This window comes from Aquibacillus rhizosphaerae (assembly GCF_030282825.1).
Taxonomy (GTDB): Bacteria; Bacillota; Bacilli; order Bacillales; family Amphibacillaceae; genus Aquibacillus_C; species Aquibacillus_C rhizosphaerae.
This window is the reverse complement of the sequence record NZ_JASTZU010000058.1, coordinates 104,691-120,003: the sequence shown is the minus strand read 5'-3', so window position 1 is coordinate 120,003 and position 15,313 is coordinate 104,691. Positions and strand designations below refer to the sequence as shown.

Here is a 15,313-nt window from a genome sequence, read left to right as displayed (position 1 = left end):
AACTCTATTCTTCGATAATTCCTTGTTTTATCGCAGCTTGCTTGATACTTTCATAATCTTCGTTAGTTGCTTCAGTGAAGCCAGATGCACCAAAAGCTTCCAATATTTTTTCGTCTTCAATGGCATAAAAAGCTTCTTGTAGTCGTTCAATTGTCTCTTCATCGGTATCCTGATGAACTGCCCATGGATATTGAAACAATTTATCGGATTGCCAAATCTTTTTGATTTTATCCTCATCTAATGAACCTGCTTCTACTAATTGATTATATATTGCACTATCAATTGCACCAGCGTCAACTTGTTGATTTTGTACTGCCAACCCTGTTGCATCATGTGAACCAGTGTAACGAACAGAGTTAAATTGATGGTCATCCTCTGACTGATAAATCCCACGGTCGCTTAATTCAATGCTAGGAATTAAAGAACCTGATGTGGAATTAGGATCACCAAAAGCAAAGTCAAGCTCTTGCGCAGATGCTTCAAGATCTTCAATTGAAATTAGCGGACTATCTATAGGTGCAATAATATAGGAGTAATAAAATGGCTCGCCATCAATTAATTGAGTAATAATTGCTTTTGCATTACTTTCTTCGTGTGCAATTACGTAGGTAAGTGGACCAAAATAGGCCATATCAATCTTGTCATAGTTCATTGCCTCAACCACTCCGTTATAATCAGGATAGACCTCAATAGAAACTTCACGGTCAAGCTTTTCAGTTAAAAGCGATTGGAGATTGTTCATTGCTTCATTCATTTCGCCTTCTGTTTGGGAAGGAATAACCCCAATTGTAAAGGCTTCTTGTTCTTGTTCTTCTTCTTGTCCTTGTTCTTCTTGACCACAGGCACTAATTATGATTAACACGCTGAGTGTTAACATGCTAATAATTAATTTTTTCATTTTCTCACCTCATATTATTTTTAGACAGTTATTATAAATTATGAATCGATAAATTTAAGTATAAAGAGCCTAAAAAGGACTCTGCTCGAGTCCTTTTTAGGCTCGTCAGTTGACGAGTTAAATTACAGTAATTCGTCCTGGTTTTTCACTTGTGACTTCGCCAATAATAGCAGAAGGGACCTGTTTGTTACGCAATGCTTGTTGTAAATGTTCTGCATGGGCTTCAGGTATAGAAATAAGTAGTCCACCAGAAGTAACAGCATCACAAAGAATCAGTTGGTCAACTTCACTAATATCATTACTATAATCAATACAAGGTGCAAGCCACTTGTGGTTTTTCTTTGACCCACCAGGAATGACATCCTGTTCAGCGAGTTCTCTTGCTTTGGATAAAAGTGGAACAGACTTGCTATCAATGGTAATTCCAACATTACTGCCCTCAGCAATTTCTCGTGTATGACCAAGTAGACCAAAGCCGGTTACATCTGTACATGCATTGACTTCGTAATCTTCCATTGTTTCAGCAGCATCTTTGTTTAGCATAGCCATCACGTTCATAACTTCATTTAACGTCTCCTCATCTAGAAGATCATTTTTTATGGCCGTTGTTAAAATACCTACACCAATAGGTTTCGTTAAAATTAGCTTATCACCTGGTTTAGCTCCAATATTTGCTCTAATTCGATCTGGATGAATCGTTCCAGTCACGGATAATCCAAATTTAGGCTCTTGATCATCAATTGAATGTCCACCAACAAGTGCGGCACCTGATTCTGCGACTTTGTCAGAAGAACCAGCTAATATGTCTGCTAAAATACTTTTATCAAGGGTACTTATCGGGAATCCCACAATATTCATAACTGTGATTGGTTTACCACCCATTGCATAAACATCACTAAGTGCGTTTGCTGCCGCTATTTGGCCAAACATATAAGGATCATCAACAATTGGTGTGAAAAAATCTAATGTTTGAACCAATGCTGTCTCATCATTAATCTTGTATACACCTGCATCATCAGAAGTTTCTAATCCGACTAACAAGTTTGGATCTGGTACAGATTTAGGTAAATGACGCAGAACCTGCGTCAGGTCTTCAGGACCAATTTTGCATCCTCAGCCACCTTTTGTGGATAAAGAAGTTAATTTTATAATTTCTTTTTTTGACATGAAGCTCACTCCTTTTTACGTGTCCGGTTTTATGAAAGATAATATGCTTGTAGTTACAATGCTTTCCTGTAGATTTTTAACAAGCGTTTTATTTCACTTTCACTTGAATGATTTTGGGAAATATATTCCTTAGCACTTTCCCCAATTTTGTACCTTAATGTGTTATTATTCATTATTTTCTCAGCATAATCAAGAAATTGGTCTGAGTTTTGGTATATAAAACCTGTTTTTTCATGTGATACGATGCTTCTATTGCCTTGGTTATCTGATACTAATGCCGGTAATCCATGCGCCATTGCTTCTAAAATTGCGGATGATTGACCTTCTGAGTGAGACGTATTTAACACGCAATCAGCTTGATAATAGATTGTTCCCATTTTTTCATGAGGTAATTGTCCTAAGTAATCTATCCAATCATTGTTGTCTTCCACCATTTCACTCACAATTTTTCCTTCTTCTTTTTCAAGGATTGGTCCAACAAGGCATAATCGAACATGATTATATTTCTGATGCAGCTTTTCCATCATCTCAATTGCTGCAGGTACATTTTTTATTTTTCTAATTCCAGCGGGTAACACGAATAAAAATGTATTTTCTTGTTTTTGGTAATCTGCTTTTGTATCATGCAAAATTTCAGTTCCTTGAGGTACCATAAAAGTTTTTTCTTTTACTTCAGGAACTTCGCTTAATAAAGTTTGTTTTGCTTCTTCATTGAAAACATGAATAGCCACTGAATTTCTTAGACATGTCAGTACATCTGGGCGTGTTTTTTTATCAAATAAATTATGATTCAAATCGGTTCCTGTTAATGTTAGAACATAACTTTTTGGTTTTACATCTAATTTTTCCATAAAAGAATAAAACTTATATGCATGAAAACCATGGACAACATCTGCTTCTGGTAAAAAAGTCATTTCAGTATCTTCTGTTGTGGAAACAATTTCAGTGTCGACATTCATTGATTTGAGGCCGTCTGCAATCCTTTGAACAGTAATTGTATTGCCTCTAGGTTGATGAAAATTTGGTGTGACTAGTACGACCTTCATTTATGACATCCTTTATTGAATAATTTCACAGTGCTTATACCCTTTATAGTTTGGGCTTAATCTTATGGAACAATTCTTAGATAAGTTAACATATTGATTATGTATGATTTGTTTATATCTGTCATCTTAAATGCAATTTAAAAGTTAAAAAAAGTCGGGTATCAAAATCAAAAAACCTTAGCTCTAAATGTCTAGAACTAAGGCAGATTATTTTAATATTAATATGGCGGGACTGTGTGGGAATCGAACCCACCGAACCTGGCACGCAGGTTCCTCAGGGTTTTGAAGACCCAGGGGGACACCAGTCACCCATCCAACCCCAAATGGGTTAAAGATTTGTAAACCACGAAAATTAGTATAACTGAACTATAAGAGAATGCCAAGTGGAAAATACTAACGTATCTTGAGATCTTAATAATAGATTGAATTTTCTGATAATAATATATAATTATTGATAAGTTGATGGTGGATAAGCTAACATAGTTGGTAAAGCTTGAAATTTTATTCATAGGTGTTCTACTATTTTTACTGATCTTTTGAACATTAATTGGGGGATGAAAAAATATGTTTGATTCAAGAGGTGAAAACGTACTTCAGAAAAAATACAACACTACAAAAAGAGCAAACGCCTTTTATCATAATCAGATGTTAGAGTATTTAAATGAAGAAATGAAAGTATTTATTGCGAAACAAGGTATGGTATTTATTTCTACTGCCGATCGCGATGGTAATTGTGATGCTTCATTTCGCGCTGGTTCAGCGGGATTTGTAAGAGTGATAAATAATAAAACATTAATCTATCCTGAATATAAAGGAAACGGTGTAATGGCAAGTCTAGGTAATATTGTGGAAAATCCGCATATTGGCTTAATGTTTATTGACTTTTTTGAAGATAATATAGGTTTACACGTTAATGGTACTGCTTCGTTAATTGAGAATAAAGAACTATCTACGATAGACATGTCAGACAAAGTCTTCAACGATATAATAGAACAAGAAGGAAATAAATCCGAACGTTGGGTTGTCGTAAAGGTAGATGAAGCATATATTCATTGTTCCAAACATATTCCAAGATTACAACCTATTGATAAAGAGATTCATTGGGGAACAGATGATGAAAAACAAAAAGGTGGCGACTTTTTTAAAGCAAAAAGTAGTAAAAAGTAACTACTGGAATAGTATAAACATAATAAGGAAACAACGGTAACTATCTTTTACTTCACTTACACATGTTTAACAGAAAATTATTCATACTAAGCAGGTATACCATAGAAAAGAGGTGGAGAAATATGGGTAGAGATGAACATCGTCATGGTAAAAATAATAAAGCAAAGCTCCCACAAACACCTAAAAATCAAAAAACAACGACTGGTGTGGATATGGAAATGTCTAATAATCCTGAAGTTCAATTAGGGGTTGTAGAGAATGAGCGTGAGGAAAGAAAGGATTAAGGAACAACAAATAATTGGTTCATTGTTCTTATACAATGAACCAATTATTTTATATACAGGAGTCAATTTCATAATTACTTTATTCAGTCATCAGCGACAAATTTGGTATTATGAAATTGATTAACATAGTTACATTATGCTTGAATCAACGTTTAGCAAGGATTAAAGTAATAACTAGCAATGAATAAGAGAGCTGGTGACAGAATGGATGAAACATTTTTTACTATAGGTATGGCAGGACATATCGACCACGGGAAAACATCGTTAACAAAAGCATTAACGAATATTGATACTGATCGATTAAAAGAAGAAAAAGAACGGAGTATTTCGATAGAACTAGGTTATGCTCCATTACATACAAAAGATAATGTACATGTTTCTATCGTTGATGTTCCTGGACACGAACGATTTATTAGGCAAATGATTGCAGGGGTTGCGGGTATTGACCTGGTAATATTGGTCGTTGCTGCTGAAGAGGGAGTTATGCCTCAGACACAGGAACACATTGAGATTCTTGAGTTTTTAGGAATTAAACGTTGTATCGTTGCGATAACCAAAATGGATCGTGTTGATGAGGAACTACTGGAGTTAGTCACTTTAGATATTCAGGATGTTTTATCTAAAACCGTCTTTTATGAAGCTCCGATGGTGCAAGTTGATAGTATATCAGGGAAAGGAATCGAACAGTTAAAAGAGAAAATTTACAGTGAATTAAAATCGGTTCAACATCGAGACCTTTATGGTTCATTTCGGTTGCCAATCGATCAAGTGTTTACGGCCCAAGGGCAAGGAACTATCGTCCGTGGAACTGTTTATGAAGGAATTGTAGAAAATGGAAGTATGTTAACTATTTTACCAAAGAACAATAAAGTAAAAGCTCGTAACATCCAAGTGCATCATAAGGATGTAGAACACGCTAGAGCAGGACAGCGAGCTGCAATTAATATAAGTGGTCTAGATAAAAACGAAGTCAATCGTGGAGACGTTTTGGTTGCTTCTAATCACTTCTTAGTTACGGAAACAATTGATGTGTCTTTACAATTTGTTAGTGATTTGCGTTTTCCCATTAAACAGCGTGCTCCTGTTAAAATACATGTGGGAACGTCTGAAGTAATGGGGAAAATCGTATTTTTTGATCGGAACGAAGTTTTAAATGAACCGGGTGAGATCGTTTGTCAACTTCGCCTTGATGAAGAAATTGTTGTCAGACGAGGCGATCGCTTTATTTTACGAAGACCTACCCCTGTTGAGACGATAGGTGGTGGCTGGATTGTAGAACCGAATGCAGGTAAATACCGATTTGGTAAAGACACAATTAAGATGTTAGAAACAAAACGCGAAGGTACTCCAGAAGACCGGATTATCGAGGTATTAATGAGTGAGCAATTAGTTGATAAAACAAAACTAATCCAAACTACTTCGTTAGAAGAGGTAGAGGTAGAAAGAATTATAAAAGAATTAGTGACTTCCAAACAAATCATAGAGATATTAAATGGTAAATACGCACTTGTTAAGCATGTTTTGGAATTACAAGATCTACTATTACAAGCCCTAGAAGATTATCATGAAAGTCATCCAATGCAATTAGGTGAAAATAAAGCAGAGCTTATACAGATAGTAAGGAGTTATTTTCCAAAGCAGTTAATTGAGTATGCATTAAAAGAATTATTAGAAGCTAAGGTGGTAAAAAAGGTTGATCAATTCATAGCAAAAACTGCTTTCCATACGCATCTGCCTGAAAAGTGGAAAACGCGAATGGAAGAAATAATTAGTAAATTGAAGGCGGACGGTCTATCGGTTCAAAAGTGGGAAGACTATACCATGGATACGCCACTGTCAGAACAGGACAGTTTAAATTTAAAAAAATACTTGGTACAAACCAATCAAGCATATCTGTTAACAGAAGAATTACTTGTTCATAAGCAGTCTTTTGATGAAGCTGTGGATCAATTACGGGAAAACACAAGTGATTGTTTTAATTTAAAGCAAGTAAAAACGGTTTGGAACGTTTCTAGAAAGTATTTAATACCATTACTTGAATTACTTGATCATTTGCAGTTTACAGAAAGAAATGAATCGGAAAGATGTTGGCTAGCGCAAAAATAAGTAGAAGTTTATTAGAGCAGACCTAAAAGGATATGTGTTTATTTTTACTGTGCTTTTTATTACAATAAAGAAAGAATACAAAGGGAAAAGGAGGACCTACAACATGAGTTATAGAGTAAAGATTGAATTTTGCATGCAGTGAAACTACGCACCTAAAGCCGCAAGTTTTGCGGAACAGTTGTTTACACATTTTCGTTCAGACATATCATCGCTGGAGTTAATCCCAAGTTCGGGTGGGGCTTTTGAAATTTTTGTCAATGATAAAAAGATTTATTCGAAGCTTGAAACTGGTGAATATCCAGAATTCGATGTGCTAATTCAAGAATTCAGTAATTAATTCCAATAATTGATGTAAAGTACTAAATGCTATGTAAGGCGTTTAGTACTTTTTTCTATAAAAATTTTATTTTAACCGTCAAAGACATTATAATAGAAGCATCTTAGTAGGAGGACTTAGTATGAAAGAATTACTCAGATACATACCCCCAGTTCATGAATTACAAAAAGATGAACAATTCGAAAAGCTTGTTAAAACATTGAGCATACCAGAAGCACGAGTGACTAAAACGATTCAAACGGAAATTGATCTGTTACGATTGCAATTGATAGAAGGTGAAGAGCCAGTTGAAAACCCATCCAAACAAGCATTTTTTCAATATATATTAGACGTTACAGAACAGAAACTACATATATTTCAACAGGAACGGTTATTTAAAGTGATTAATGCCACCGGAACAGTATTACACACAAATTTGGGAAGAGCTCGCTTAAGTGATTCTGCGATTAAACAAATGGTAGACGTTGCAAGTAATTACTCAAATTTAGAATACAATGTTGAGACCGGTAAACGCGGGTCAAGACATGATATTTTAGAAGATTTATTAATTGAAATTACAGGTGCAGAAGCGGCAATGGTCGTAAACAATAATGCAGCTGCTGTTTATTTAGTGTTAAGGGCTTTGGCAAAGGATAAAGAAGTAATCGTCTCAAGAGGGCAACTAGTAGAAATCGGTGGTTCATTTCGTGTTTCTTCCATCATGGAGGAAAGCGATGCAAAGCTCGTAGAAGTAGGGACGACAAATAAAACACATCTTTATGATTATCAACAAGCGATTACTGAAACTACCGGTATGATTTTAAAAGTCCATACGAGCAACTTTAAAACCATCGGGTTCACTGAATCTGTAGATACTAAAGATCTTGTTGCAATAAAAAACAAGTACCCCCATGTGATTTTTTATGAGGATTTAGGTAGTGGATCTTTATTCAATTTTGAGCAACTTGGCATTGGTGATGAACCGCTAGTAAAAGATGTAATCCAAACAGGAGTGGATCTTGTTTCATTTAGTGGAGATAAACTGCTAGGTGGACCACAATCTGGAATTATCGTTGGAAAAAAAGACTATATTCAAAAATTAAAAAAACACCAATTGGCACGCGTACTCCGTGTTGATAAGATGTCTTATGCTGGTTTAGAAAAAACATTATGTAGTTATATCTATGGAGAAGAGGAAGCAAAAACAATCCCAACTGTAAGAGATATAACAAAGCCACTTGAGATGATTCTAAAACAAGCAAATCAATTCTCAAGGAGTCTACATCAGCTTACGACTGAATATAAGTTAGATATATTAGAAGAAAGTTCGCAAATTGGTGGAGGAACTATGCCAGGTGTAGAGTTACCAACCTACGTAGTTGGAGTAAGTCACCATCAACTTTCATCTCAAAATTTAGCCAGAAAGTTAAGAAATAATAAACCATCGATTGTTACACGAGTGAAGGATGAGAAAGTGCTGTTGGATTTTAGAACTATCTCAAATGAAGAGATACCAGAACTATTAGAAGGATTTCGCTTTTTGGGTAATGTATAAGACAATACTTGATTTAACGGAAGTAAGTACATTAATTAAATGTGATATAAATAAAGACATGAGGCAAAAGAATAGCTTCATGTCTTTATTTTGTAAAACATTATAATTTAACTGTTATAAATATGTTTCTTTCATGTAATTCCTGTCTTAATATATGTAAAAACTCAATGTCTAAATTAAGTGCAATAGCTGATTTATATGCTTCGATTAATTGTTGATTCGACATATTCTCCATAAAACCCCTCCCTAATCTCTAGTTTATTCATTTAATAGAGAAGGGTCTAATAGAATTTTATACGTAAGATTGTTGAGATTGACTATTAAGCGAATGAAATAGACTATCTAGAAATGAAATTGCTCTATTAGAGAAAAAATGCTATATTCTCAAAAAAATGACTGGAATTATAGTAATGTATCATGGTTGGTTTATTCTGTTTATTACTTTTTCTAACTGGTATTTTGAAACAAATGCTGGTTTATCATAATTATAAAAATTAGCTAAAAAGGTTTTGCCAGATCGTTCAATGTATTTTAACTTTTGTAGATTTATAATGTAGGAACGGTGTGACTTCATAAAATTATCACCAATCGAGTCATTGTAATAGGCTAACGTCTCTTGAGTTTTATAAATTTTTTCAACTGTATGAATAAAGACTACATGACCGACTTTTTCTAAATATAAAATATCTTTTTTATCAATAAAGTAATAGAAACTTCCTTCGCGAACAGTAAGAACACTAATGTTATTATCAGTGCTTGCTGTACTTTCGAGCAAGATAGCTTTTTTAACTTTTTCCAACGCTAAAATCAGTCTACTTTTTTTAAATGGTATGATGATGTAATCAACTGCCGAAACTTCGAAGGCTTTAACTGCAAATGATGTAGAACGTGTTAGAAAGATAGTTTTTAACTTGGGGAGTAAAATGTGACATTCCTTAATAATAGTGATTCCATCAAATTCAGGAATACTTATATCGACAATTGCAATATCTGGATGCAATAGTAAAGTTTGCTCGACAAATTCTTCTCCCTTTCTTACGCAAGCAACTACTTCAAAATCGGGTAGTTCTTCAAATAATAGTAGGAGGAGGTTTATAGTCCGATCATGTAGTTGTCCAATGATGACTTTATATTTTTTCATGAAGATTGCACATCCAATGACAAATTTTTCTAAGAAGTTAAATTGTTATTTTATCACTATTTGTAGATAATGCATTTATTACATATTATTAATCAATTTCATAATACCAATATTGTAGTCACCTACAACAATATATAGTTCTATATAACCATTTTCAAACTATATTGTCGCAGATGACTGAATAAGGTAATTATGAAATTGACTCACTGTATTATAGTTAAAAATAATTGAGGCTAAAGGATAAACTTTCCCTACTTAATAGTACATGTATGTTCTATTAAAGACTAGATAAAATTACAATAGTCCCTAGTATAATTCTAACTCATCTGCAATAGGAATATGGAGGGCTTCGTATGATTGGAGGTTGTGTTCCTCGATAAATTCTATCATTTCATCAATAGAAAAAAACCACTCATAATTGCTTGCATTATAGGTTAATAAAAACTCTGGTTCACTCATGACTGAACACCACCTAACGAAGTTAATTTCTAAATCTAGTATTTTCATTAATTTAGTATATTAGACATTTCAAGAATTATTCCTTAAGAAAAGTTTACAAATTGTTCACTTAAGTATTAATGAAGAAAGAGTATAATATAATGTGAGGTGTTTCACAATTGTAGAAGGGATCTGGTTATATGGGCTTTTATAGTCCGCAAGAAATAGCAAATTATACTGTTGCATCAGGAAAGAAAAAGGCGAATTTATCGATTTTGGAATCGACCATATTAGGTTTTCAAGCGGGTGCTTTTATTGCATTAGGATTTTTATTATATATACGAGTGACCGCAAGTATGCCAGCAGAGTGGGGGAGTTTCTCTACATTTATAGGTGCTTCTTTATTTCCTTTAGGATTAATATTGACATTAATGGCTGGTGGTGAGTTATTAACAGGCAATATGATGGCTGTACCACTTTCGAGAATGGCTAAAAAAATAAGTACAATACAAGTCTGTGTGAATCTCATTGTTATTACGATAAGTAATTTTATCGGAGCACTTTTTGTAGCTTACTTTTTTGGTCATGTTGTTGGCTTAACAGAAACTGGTGTTTATTTAACACAAACCATCCATGTGGCTGAGCATAAGCTTGATGCATCTTTTGTTCAAGCCTTTGTATCTGGGATTGGATGTAATTGGTTAGTTGCTTCTGCGGTATGGTTAAGTTATGGTGCAAAAGATATGGCAGGAAAAGTTTTGAGTATTTGGTTTCCAACTATGGCATTTGTAGCGATTGGATTCCAACACGTGGTAGCTAATATGTTTCTGATCCCTGCAGCTATTTTTGCAGGTTATTTTAGCTGGACTGCCTATTTAACAAACTTTATTCCGGTTTTTCTAGGTAATGCCGTTGGTGGTATTATTTTTGTTGCAGGCGCATATTGGATTGCATACCTTAGGAAAGAATCAGTTGGATTTTCAGGGGAAGATGTTCAAGATTTTCCACTAACTGTTGTCAAAGAAAATAATTAGTGTCTATGTTTACTTGTCTTTTCAAAAAGGAGGTTCTAATGCTTACCTCTTAAAGTAAAGTCTCAATGTGGAATTTGAGCTACATTTATTTTTGCAGGACTGATTTCTAAAAGTATGTTTATGACAGATGAAATATAGTCTACACTAACAGCAATGATGATTTCCTGCATAGTTCGTTAGATTAGTGACTTTCCATCACTTCGGAAATACACTACGCTTTCCGTGGGGTCTCAGCGTCATCGCTTTCCTACAGGATAAGGATAGCTTCTTAGAACAACATCGCACGCAGAAAATCAGTTTGTATTTTCAAGGAGTCTCCGTATATTTCCTACGTTAGGATAGTGTTTTTCTTAGAATCAATTATACAGTTCATGAAGGTTAATGACCCTTAAAACTATAAGAACTTTTAAACTATTAATGTAAATTATTATGACAATTAGTGAAGGCAGAAGACATAGACTCCTACTGGAACAGCGTGAGCTGAAGATCCACTCAGAAGTGTTTTTCTTCTGTTAGCTGAAGCCGTTCCCGTGGAAAGCGGAGTATTCTGCCAGAACGGAGTATTGCAGTCAGTCAATATTACGACAGATTAGAATTGCATAAATGTTAAGAATACTTAGTGCAAACTTTGTATCAAGTTCGATGGTTGTAAAGCAACAACAATGTTCAGGTAAATAGCCTTTACCAAATCAAAATTACTCGTGCATTTATAAAGGAAATACTTAATCTTATTTTAAGTGATGGTTCATATTCTGATTCTTTTTAACTGTAAAGATAGTGTTATCCTATGATTCTTTCTTCTATTTGTAAAAACAACCAAGTTTTTTAAAAATTAAATGGAATTTTTATGGTTTATTCTATAAAATAGATTAGGTGATTAATAAATATATAATAGATAACTTTATGAAACGTTTTCTTTAAGAGGTGAAATGATGGACTTTATAATAGAATCTATGACATTACCGATAGATAATTTGCTTGGTATGCTTCTTTATGCGATTTTGTATATGTTAAGTACGGGTTTAATTGTAGGCTTATCTCTACGATTTATACCAAATCGTATACCGTATGGTATTAAAAATGTAATCTTAGGATTTGCTGTTTTCCTAAGTCTTTTCATATGGTGGCTAACGATTATAAAATAATACGAGTAATCAGGACTAAACAAGGAACATCAACGAAAAAATGTTCCTTGTTTAATGAATAGTAAGTTTACTTTTCACTAGCATCGTACTCATCATAAGTTAGTCTTGTAACGGTTGTATAGTCATCCGCTTTTATTTCAGATTGTTTTGCATCCTCTCCAAATGATTCATCAGGATCAACTCCAGGTGCTACTTTTTCGTCTGCTTTTGGTTGTTTTTTCTTTGAATCCATTTGCCTATCCCTCCATTCGTGATTAGGATCCCTAAATAGCTTTAAAATATTGTTCGAGATTATTTTTATTATTTATTTAGTGCATATTTATAAAATGAGATAGCAATAACAACAATTTGGAAAGCAAAATTGAAATTCTGTCTACCGAAATTTTAATCATCAAAATATTGGACTAAAATATTCCGAAGAAGGAAGTAACAATAATCGATGAGCGTATATTTAATTTTCATTCGTATTTTTTGCGTGAAATCACAAATGAAATCGATGAAATACTATTTAATTACGAATTTTAATGTTAATTGGATTTTTCCTAACAAGCGTATTAAGAACGTCGATGATATAATATAAGCTATCATCCTTATGTGAAGTTAAAGAAACTAGACAGATAGAAAATAGGAGAGAATCAATATGAGTGTTACCGTTATACTTGCAGAGAAACCGTCAGTTGCCAAAAATATTGCTGACGCTTTAAAGATTAAGCAAAAGAGAGACGGTTATTTTGAAGGGAATAACTATATTATTACTTGGGCATTTGGACATTTGTTACAGTTGTATGATGCAAAAGATTATGATGGCAAAATGGCTCGGTGGAAAATGGAAAATTTTCCATTTATTCCATCTGATTTTAAATATAAAGTTAAAAGTAATCCAAGAAATAGAGAACAGATAGATGCTGGTGTAAATAAACAGCTAAAGATGATTAAGTATTTAACGAGTAGGAAAGATGTGAGTTCAATTATTTCTGCTTGTGACTATGACCGAGAAGGGCAGATTATTGGAGATAGTATCATTGACTATATTCAAACAGATAAAAAGGTATTCCGTTTGTTACTTAATGAATGGACGCAAACAGGAGTGCTTGAGGGATTAAAAAATCTTAAAGCTAATGATGAGATGAAACCGCTAAGCGACGCTGGGATTAGTCGGCAATGGGCTGATTGGGTAATTGGAATTAACTTAACATCTGTGGCAACATTGAAATATCAAAAAGGTAAAGGAAAGGCTTTAAATATTGGTCGTGTCTTATTACCAACTTTAAAAATTATTTATGATCGAGATAAAGAAATTGCGACCTTTGTTCCAGATAATTATTATAAGTTAATAGCAACCTTTGAAACAAAGAAAGAAGAGAAATATCAAGGGAGCTATGTGGAAAATAGACAAGAGAAATTTAAGAGTATTGAACAGTTAGAAGCTATTAAAGCTACCCTTAATAAAAATAATGCGACGGTTATTGACAAGCAAGTAGAAAGTAAAAAAGAGTTTCCACCATTGTTATTTAATTTGTCTAATTTACAAGGTCATGTGACTAGCAAGTATAAAGGTTGGACTTCAGATAAGGTGCTTAAGGTTGCTCAAACCTTGTATGAGAAAAAATTGATTACATATCCAAGAACTTCTAGTATGGCACTTGAAGAGAGTCTCGTAGGAAAAACAGCAAAAGTTCTAGAAGTAATTACGGAAAACTTTCCTTACAAAAGTGAACTGAAATTTATGAAAACAAAACGTGTGTTTAATAATGCTAAAGTAGAGAGTCATAGTGCAATCACACCCACATATATGAAGCCGAGTAGATTGAGCTCGGATCAAGAAATAGTTTATAACGCTATTAAAAATCGATTGATTATGCAATTTATGCCGATTGCTGAGTATGAAGAAACAAAATTAGAAACAAGTTTGGATGAAGAAACCCTAAAGGGAACATTTATATCAAAAGGTAAGGTCCAATTGGTGGAAGGTTGGAAGAAAGTAGAAAGAATTCAATCAAAAGATACGTTACTTCCTTTTGTAGAAATGAATGAAGGTGTATTGGTTTCCGATTCTGAGGTTACTTCCCATGTGACAAAGCCACCGAAATATCATACAGAAAAAACACTTTTAAGAGTAATGGAAACATGTGGGAAAACAGTAAAGGATTCAGATTCAGACGGAGAAGAAATGCTTGGAGCTATTTTAACAGGCTTTAGTATAGGGACTCCGGCAACAAGGGCAGAAACGATAAAGAAATTGAAAGATGTTGGCTATATTGAAAGTCAAAATAAAAATCTTTTGTGTACAGAAGTGGGTAAAAAGTTAGTTGAAACGTTCCCTGTCAAACAATTATTTGATTTAGAATTTACAGGAAGACTTGAGAAGACGTTAGCTGATATTGAGAAAAGCAATATTAGCAAGCAAGAGTTTTTAAATTTTGTGTTTTCATTTACTGCGGAGTCAGTAGCTACTATTAAAAAGGAAGAAACTGTAATTATCAATCAACTTAATGTACAACCAAATACACGTGAAGTACTAGGGAAATGTCCGATGTGCCAGAATGCTATTATTGAAGGTGCAAAAGGTTTTGGGTGTAGCAATTGGAAATCGGGATGTAAATTTGTAATTTGGAAGAATGATAAGTTTCTAGCTGCACTGAAAAAGAAACCAACAAAAACAATGGTTAAAAATCTGTTAAAAGATGATGTCGTATTTGTAAAGGGACTAACAAGTAAAAAAGGGAATAAATTTAACGCTTATCTACGCTATCAGAAAAATGATGATAATGCTTATTTTAGTTGGAAAATGGAGTTTAAAAAGTAGTAACTTTAAAAGGTAAGATTGAAAATAAAAAGTTTAGCCTAGATCACAGGATATGCTGTGATTTTTTAATGACAGCTAAGAAAGCAAAAATTGGAGGCGCCTATCCAAAGGAATAATATATAGAAAGTCACCTTTCAGAACAATGGTTTGTCTAGTGAAGGTGCTTCGAGCATTTCTTAATGAAAATGTGGTAATATATAATGAAGTCGT

General features: G+C 33.7%; 14 protein-coding genes, 1 tRNA gene and 1 pseudogene. 8 read left to right on the top strand and 8 right to left on the bottom strand.

Annotation, left to right across the window (positions count from 1 at the left end; all coding sequences use genetic code 11):
- Window positions 1-4 precede the first annotated feature (4 nt).
- The 4 genes from phnD to QQS35_RS17625 form a co-directional block, all read right to left on the bottom strand.
- The gene (gene phnD / locus QQS35_RS17640) at window positions 5-898 is read right to left on the bottom strand and encodes a phosphate/phosphite/phosphonate ABC transporter substrate-binding protein (RefSeq protein ID WP_285933546.1); all 894 of its coding nucleotides are present in this window, start codon (window positions 896-898) and stop codon (window positions 5-7) included.
- 117 nt (window positions 899-1,015) lie between these two features.
- Entirely contained in the window at window positions 1,016-2,065 is a 1,050-nt protein-coding gene (selD, locus tag QQS35_RS17635; RefSeq protein WP_285933545.1) for a selenide, water dikinase SelD, read from the bottom strand.
- Window positions 2,066-2,118: 53 nt separating this feature from the next.
- Window positions 2,119-3,111 (bottom strand): glycosyltransferase, encoded by a 993-nt coding sequence (locus tag QQS35_RS17630; RefSeq protein ID WP_285933544.1) that lies wholly within the window; start codon window positions 3,109-3,111, stop codon window positions 2,119-2,121.
- A gap of 224 nt (window positions 3,112-3,335) precedes the next feature.
- A tRNA-Sec gene (locus QQS35_RS17625) sits at window positions 3,336-3,432 on the bottom strand.
- A gap of 243 nt (window positions 3,433-3,675) precedes the next feature.
- Between QQS35_RS17625 and QQS35_RS17620 the strand changes: the two genes are divergently transcribed.
- The 5 genes and pseudogenes from QQS35_RS17620 to selA all read left to right on the top strand — a co-directional run bounded on the left by QQS35_RS17620 (window position 3,676) and on the right by selA (window position 8,539).
- On the top strand, window positions 3,676-4,278 hold the full coding sequence (locus tag QQS35_RS17620; protein ID WP_285933543.1) for a pyridoxamine 5'-phosphate oxidase family protein: 603 nt from the start codon (window positions 3,676-3,678) through the stop codon (window positions 4,276-4,278).
- A 122-nt stretch (window positions 4,279-4,400) separates the two neighbouring features.
- The gene (locus QQS35_RS17615; protein WP_285933542.1) at window positions 4,401-4,562 is read left to right on the top strand and encodes a YfhD family protein; all 162 of its coding nucleotides are present in this window, start codon (window positions 4,401-4,403) and stop codon (window positions 4,560-4,562) included.
- A 204-nt stretch (window positions 4,563-4,766) separates the two neighbouring features.
- The gene (gene selB / locus QQS35_RS17610; RefSeq protein ID WP_285933541.1) at window positions 4,767-6,668 is read left to right on the top strand and encodes a selenocysteine-specific translation elongation factor; all 1,902 of its coding nucleotides are present in this window, start codon (window positions 4,767-4,769) and stop codon (window positions 6,666-6,668) included.
- A gap of 154 nt (window positions 6,669-6,822) precedes the next feature.
- Window positions 6,823-7,005, top strand: a pseudogene (locus QQS35_RS22955) (Rdx family protein); the annotation flags it as partial.
- A gap of 121 nt (window positions 7,006-7,126) precedes the next feature.
- The gene (gene selA / locus QQS35_RS17605; protein ID WP_285933540.1) at window positions 7,127-8,539 is read left to right on the top strand and encodes an L-seryl-tRNA(Sec) selenium transferase; all 1,413 of its coding nucleotides are present in this window, start codon (window positions 7,127-7,129) and stop codon (window positions 8,537-8,539) included.
- Between the two features lie 100 nt (window positions 8,540-8,639).
- Here selA and sda read toward each other — a convergent pair whose 3' ends face one another.
- The 3 genes from sda to QQS35_RS17590 form a co-directional block, all read right to left on the bottom strand.
- On the bottom strand, window positions 8,640-8,774 hold the full coding sequence (gene sda, locus QQS35_RS17600) for a sporulation histidine kinase inhibitor Sda (RefSeq protein ID WP_285933539.1): 135 nt from the start codon (window positions 8,772-8,774) through the stop codon (window positions 8,640-8,642).
- Window positions 8,775-8,954: 180 nt separating this feature from the next.
- Window positions 8,955-9,680, bottom strand: coding sequence for a LytR/AlgR family response regulator transcription factor (locus QQS35_RS17595; protein ID WP_285933538.1), 726 nt, complete (start codon window positions 9,678-9,680; stop codon window positions 8,955-8,957).
- A gap of 306 nt (window positions 9,681-9,986) precedes the next feature.
- Window positions 9,987-10,139: a hypothetical protein gene (locus QQS35_RS17590; RefSeq protein ID WP_285933537.1), complete on the bottom strand. Its 153-nt coding sequence runs from the start codon at window positions 10,137-10,139 to the stop codon at window positions 9,987-9,989.
- 179 nt (window positions 10,140-10,318) lie between these two features.
- Between QQS35_RS17590 and QQS35_RS17585 the strand changes: the two genes are divergently transcribed.
- Together QQS35_RS17585 and QQS35_RS17580 are read left to right on the top strand one after the other, a co-directional pair.
- Complete coding sequence (locus QQS35_RS17585) at window positions 10,319-11,152, top strand: formate/nitrite transporter family protein (protein ID WP_285933536.1); 834 nt, start codon at window positions 10,319-10,321, stop codon at window positions 11,150-11,152.
- Window positions 11,153-12,084: 932 nt separating this feature from the next.
- Window positions 12,085-12,297: a hypothetical protein gene (locus QQS35_RS17580; protein ID WP_285933535.1), complete on the top strand. Its 213-nt coding sequence runs from the start codon at window positions 12,085-12,087 to the stop codon at window positions 12,295-12,297.
- A 67-nt stretch (window positions 12,298-12,364) separates the two neighbouring features.
- On the opposite strand, the gene QQS35_RS17575 is transcribed toward QQS35_RS17580, so the two are convergent.
- Window positions 12,365-12,529: a hypothetical protein gene (locus QQS35_RS17575; RefSeq protein WP_285933534.1), complete on the bottom strand. Its 165-nt coding sequence runs from the start codon at window positions 12,527-12,529 to the stop codon at window positions 12,365-12,367.
- Between the two features lie 408 nt (window positions 12,530-12,937).
- On the opposite strand from QQS35_RS17575, the gene QQS35_RS17570 reads away from it, so the two are divergent.
- Window positions 12,938-15,103, top strand: a complete 2,166-nt coding sequence (locus tag QQS35_RS17570; RefSeq protein WP_285933533.1) for a type IA DNA topoisomerase — start codon at window positions 12,938-12,940, stop codon at window positions 15,101-15,103.
- The last annotated feature ends 210 nt before the right edge of the window (window positions 15,104-15,313 follow it).

Excerpts from the sequence above, each read along its gene's own strand:
- phnD (WP_285933546.1), bottom strand. The coding sequence starts at position 898 with ATGAAAAAATTAATTATTAGCATGTTAACACTCAGCGTGTTAATCATA.
- QQS35_RS17630 (WP_285933544.1), bottom strand. The coding sequence starts at position 3,111 with ATGAAGGTCGTACTAGTCACACCAAATTTTCATCAACCTAGAGGCAAT.
- QQS35_RS17620 (WP_285933543.1), top strand. The coding sequence starts at position 3,676 with ATGTTTGATTCAAGAGGTGAAAACGTACTTCAGAAAAAATACAACACT.
- QQS35_RS17615 (WP_285933542.1), top strand. The coding sequence starts at position 4,401 with ATGGGTAGAGATGAACATCGTCATGGTAAAAATAATAAAGCAAAGCTC.
- selB (WP_285933541.1), top strand. The coding sequence starts at position 4,767 with ATGGATGAAACATTTTTTACTATAGGTATGGCAGGACATATCGACCAC.
- selA (WP_285933540.1), top strand. The coding sequence starts at position 7,127 with ATGAAAGAATTACTCAGATACATACCCCCAGTTCATGAATTACAAAAA.
- sda (WP_285933539.1), bottom strand. The coding sequence starts at position 8,774 with ATGGAGAATATGTCGAATCAACAATTAATCGAAGCATATAAATCAGCT.
- QQS35_RS17595 (WP_285933538.1), bottom strand. The coding sequence starts at position 9,680 with ATGAAAAAATATAAAGTCATCATTGGACAACTACATGATCGGACTATA.
- QQS35_RS17590 (WP_285933537.1), bottom strand. The coding sequence starts at position 10,139 with ATGAGTGAACCAGAGTTTTTATTAACCTATAATGCAAGCAATTATGAG.
- QQS35_RS17585 (WP_285933536.1), top strand. The coding sequence starts at position 10,319 with ATGGGCTTTTATAGTCCGCAAGAAATAGCAAATTATACTGTTGCATCA.
- QQS35_RS17580 (WP_285933535.1), top strand. The coding sequence starts at position 12,085 with ATGGACTTTATAATAGAATCTATGACATTACCGATAGATAATTTGCTT.
- QQS35_RS17575 (WP_285933534.1), bottom strand. The coding sequence starts at position 12,529 with ATGGATTCAAAGAAAAAACAACCAAAAGCAGACGAAAAAGTAGCACCT.
- QQS35_RS17570 (WP_285933533.1), top strand. The coding sequence starts at position 12,938 with ATGAGTGTTACCGTTATACTTGCAGAGAAACCGTCAGTTGCCAAAAAT.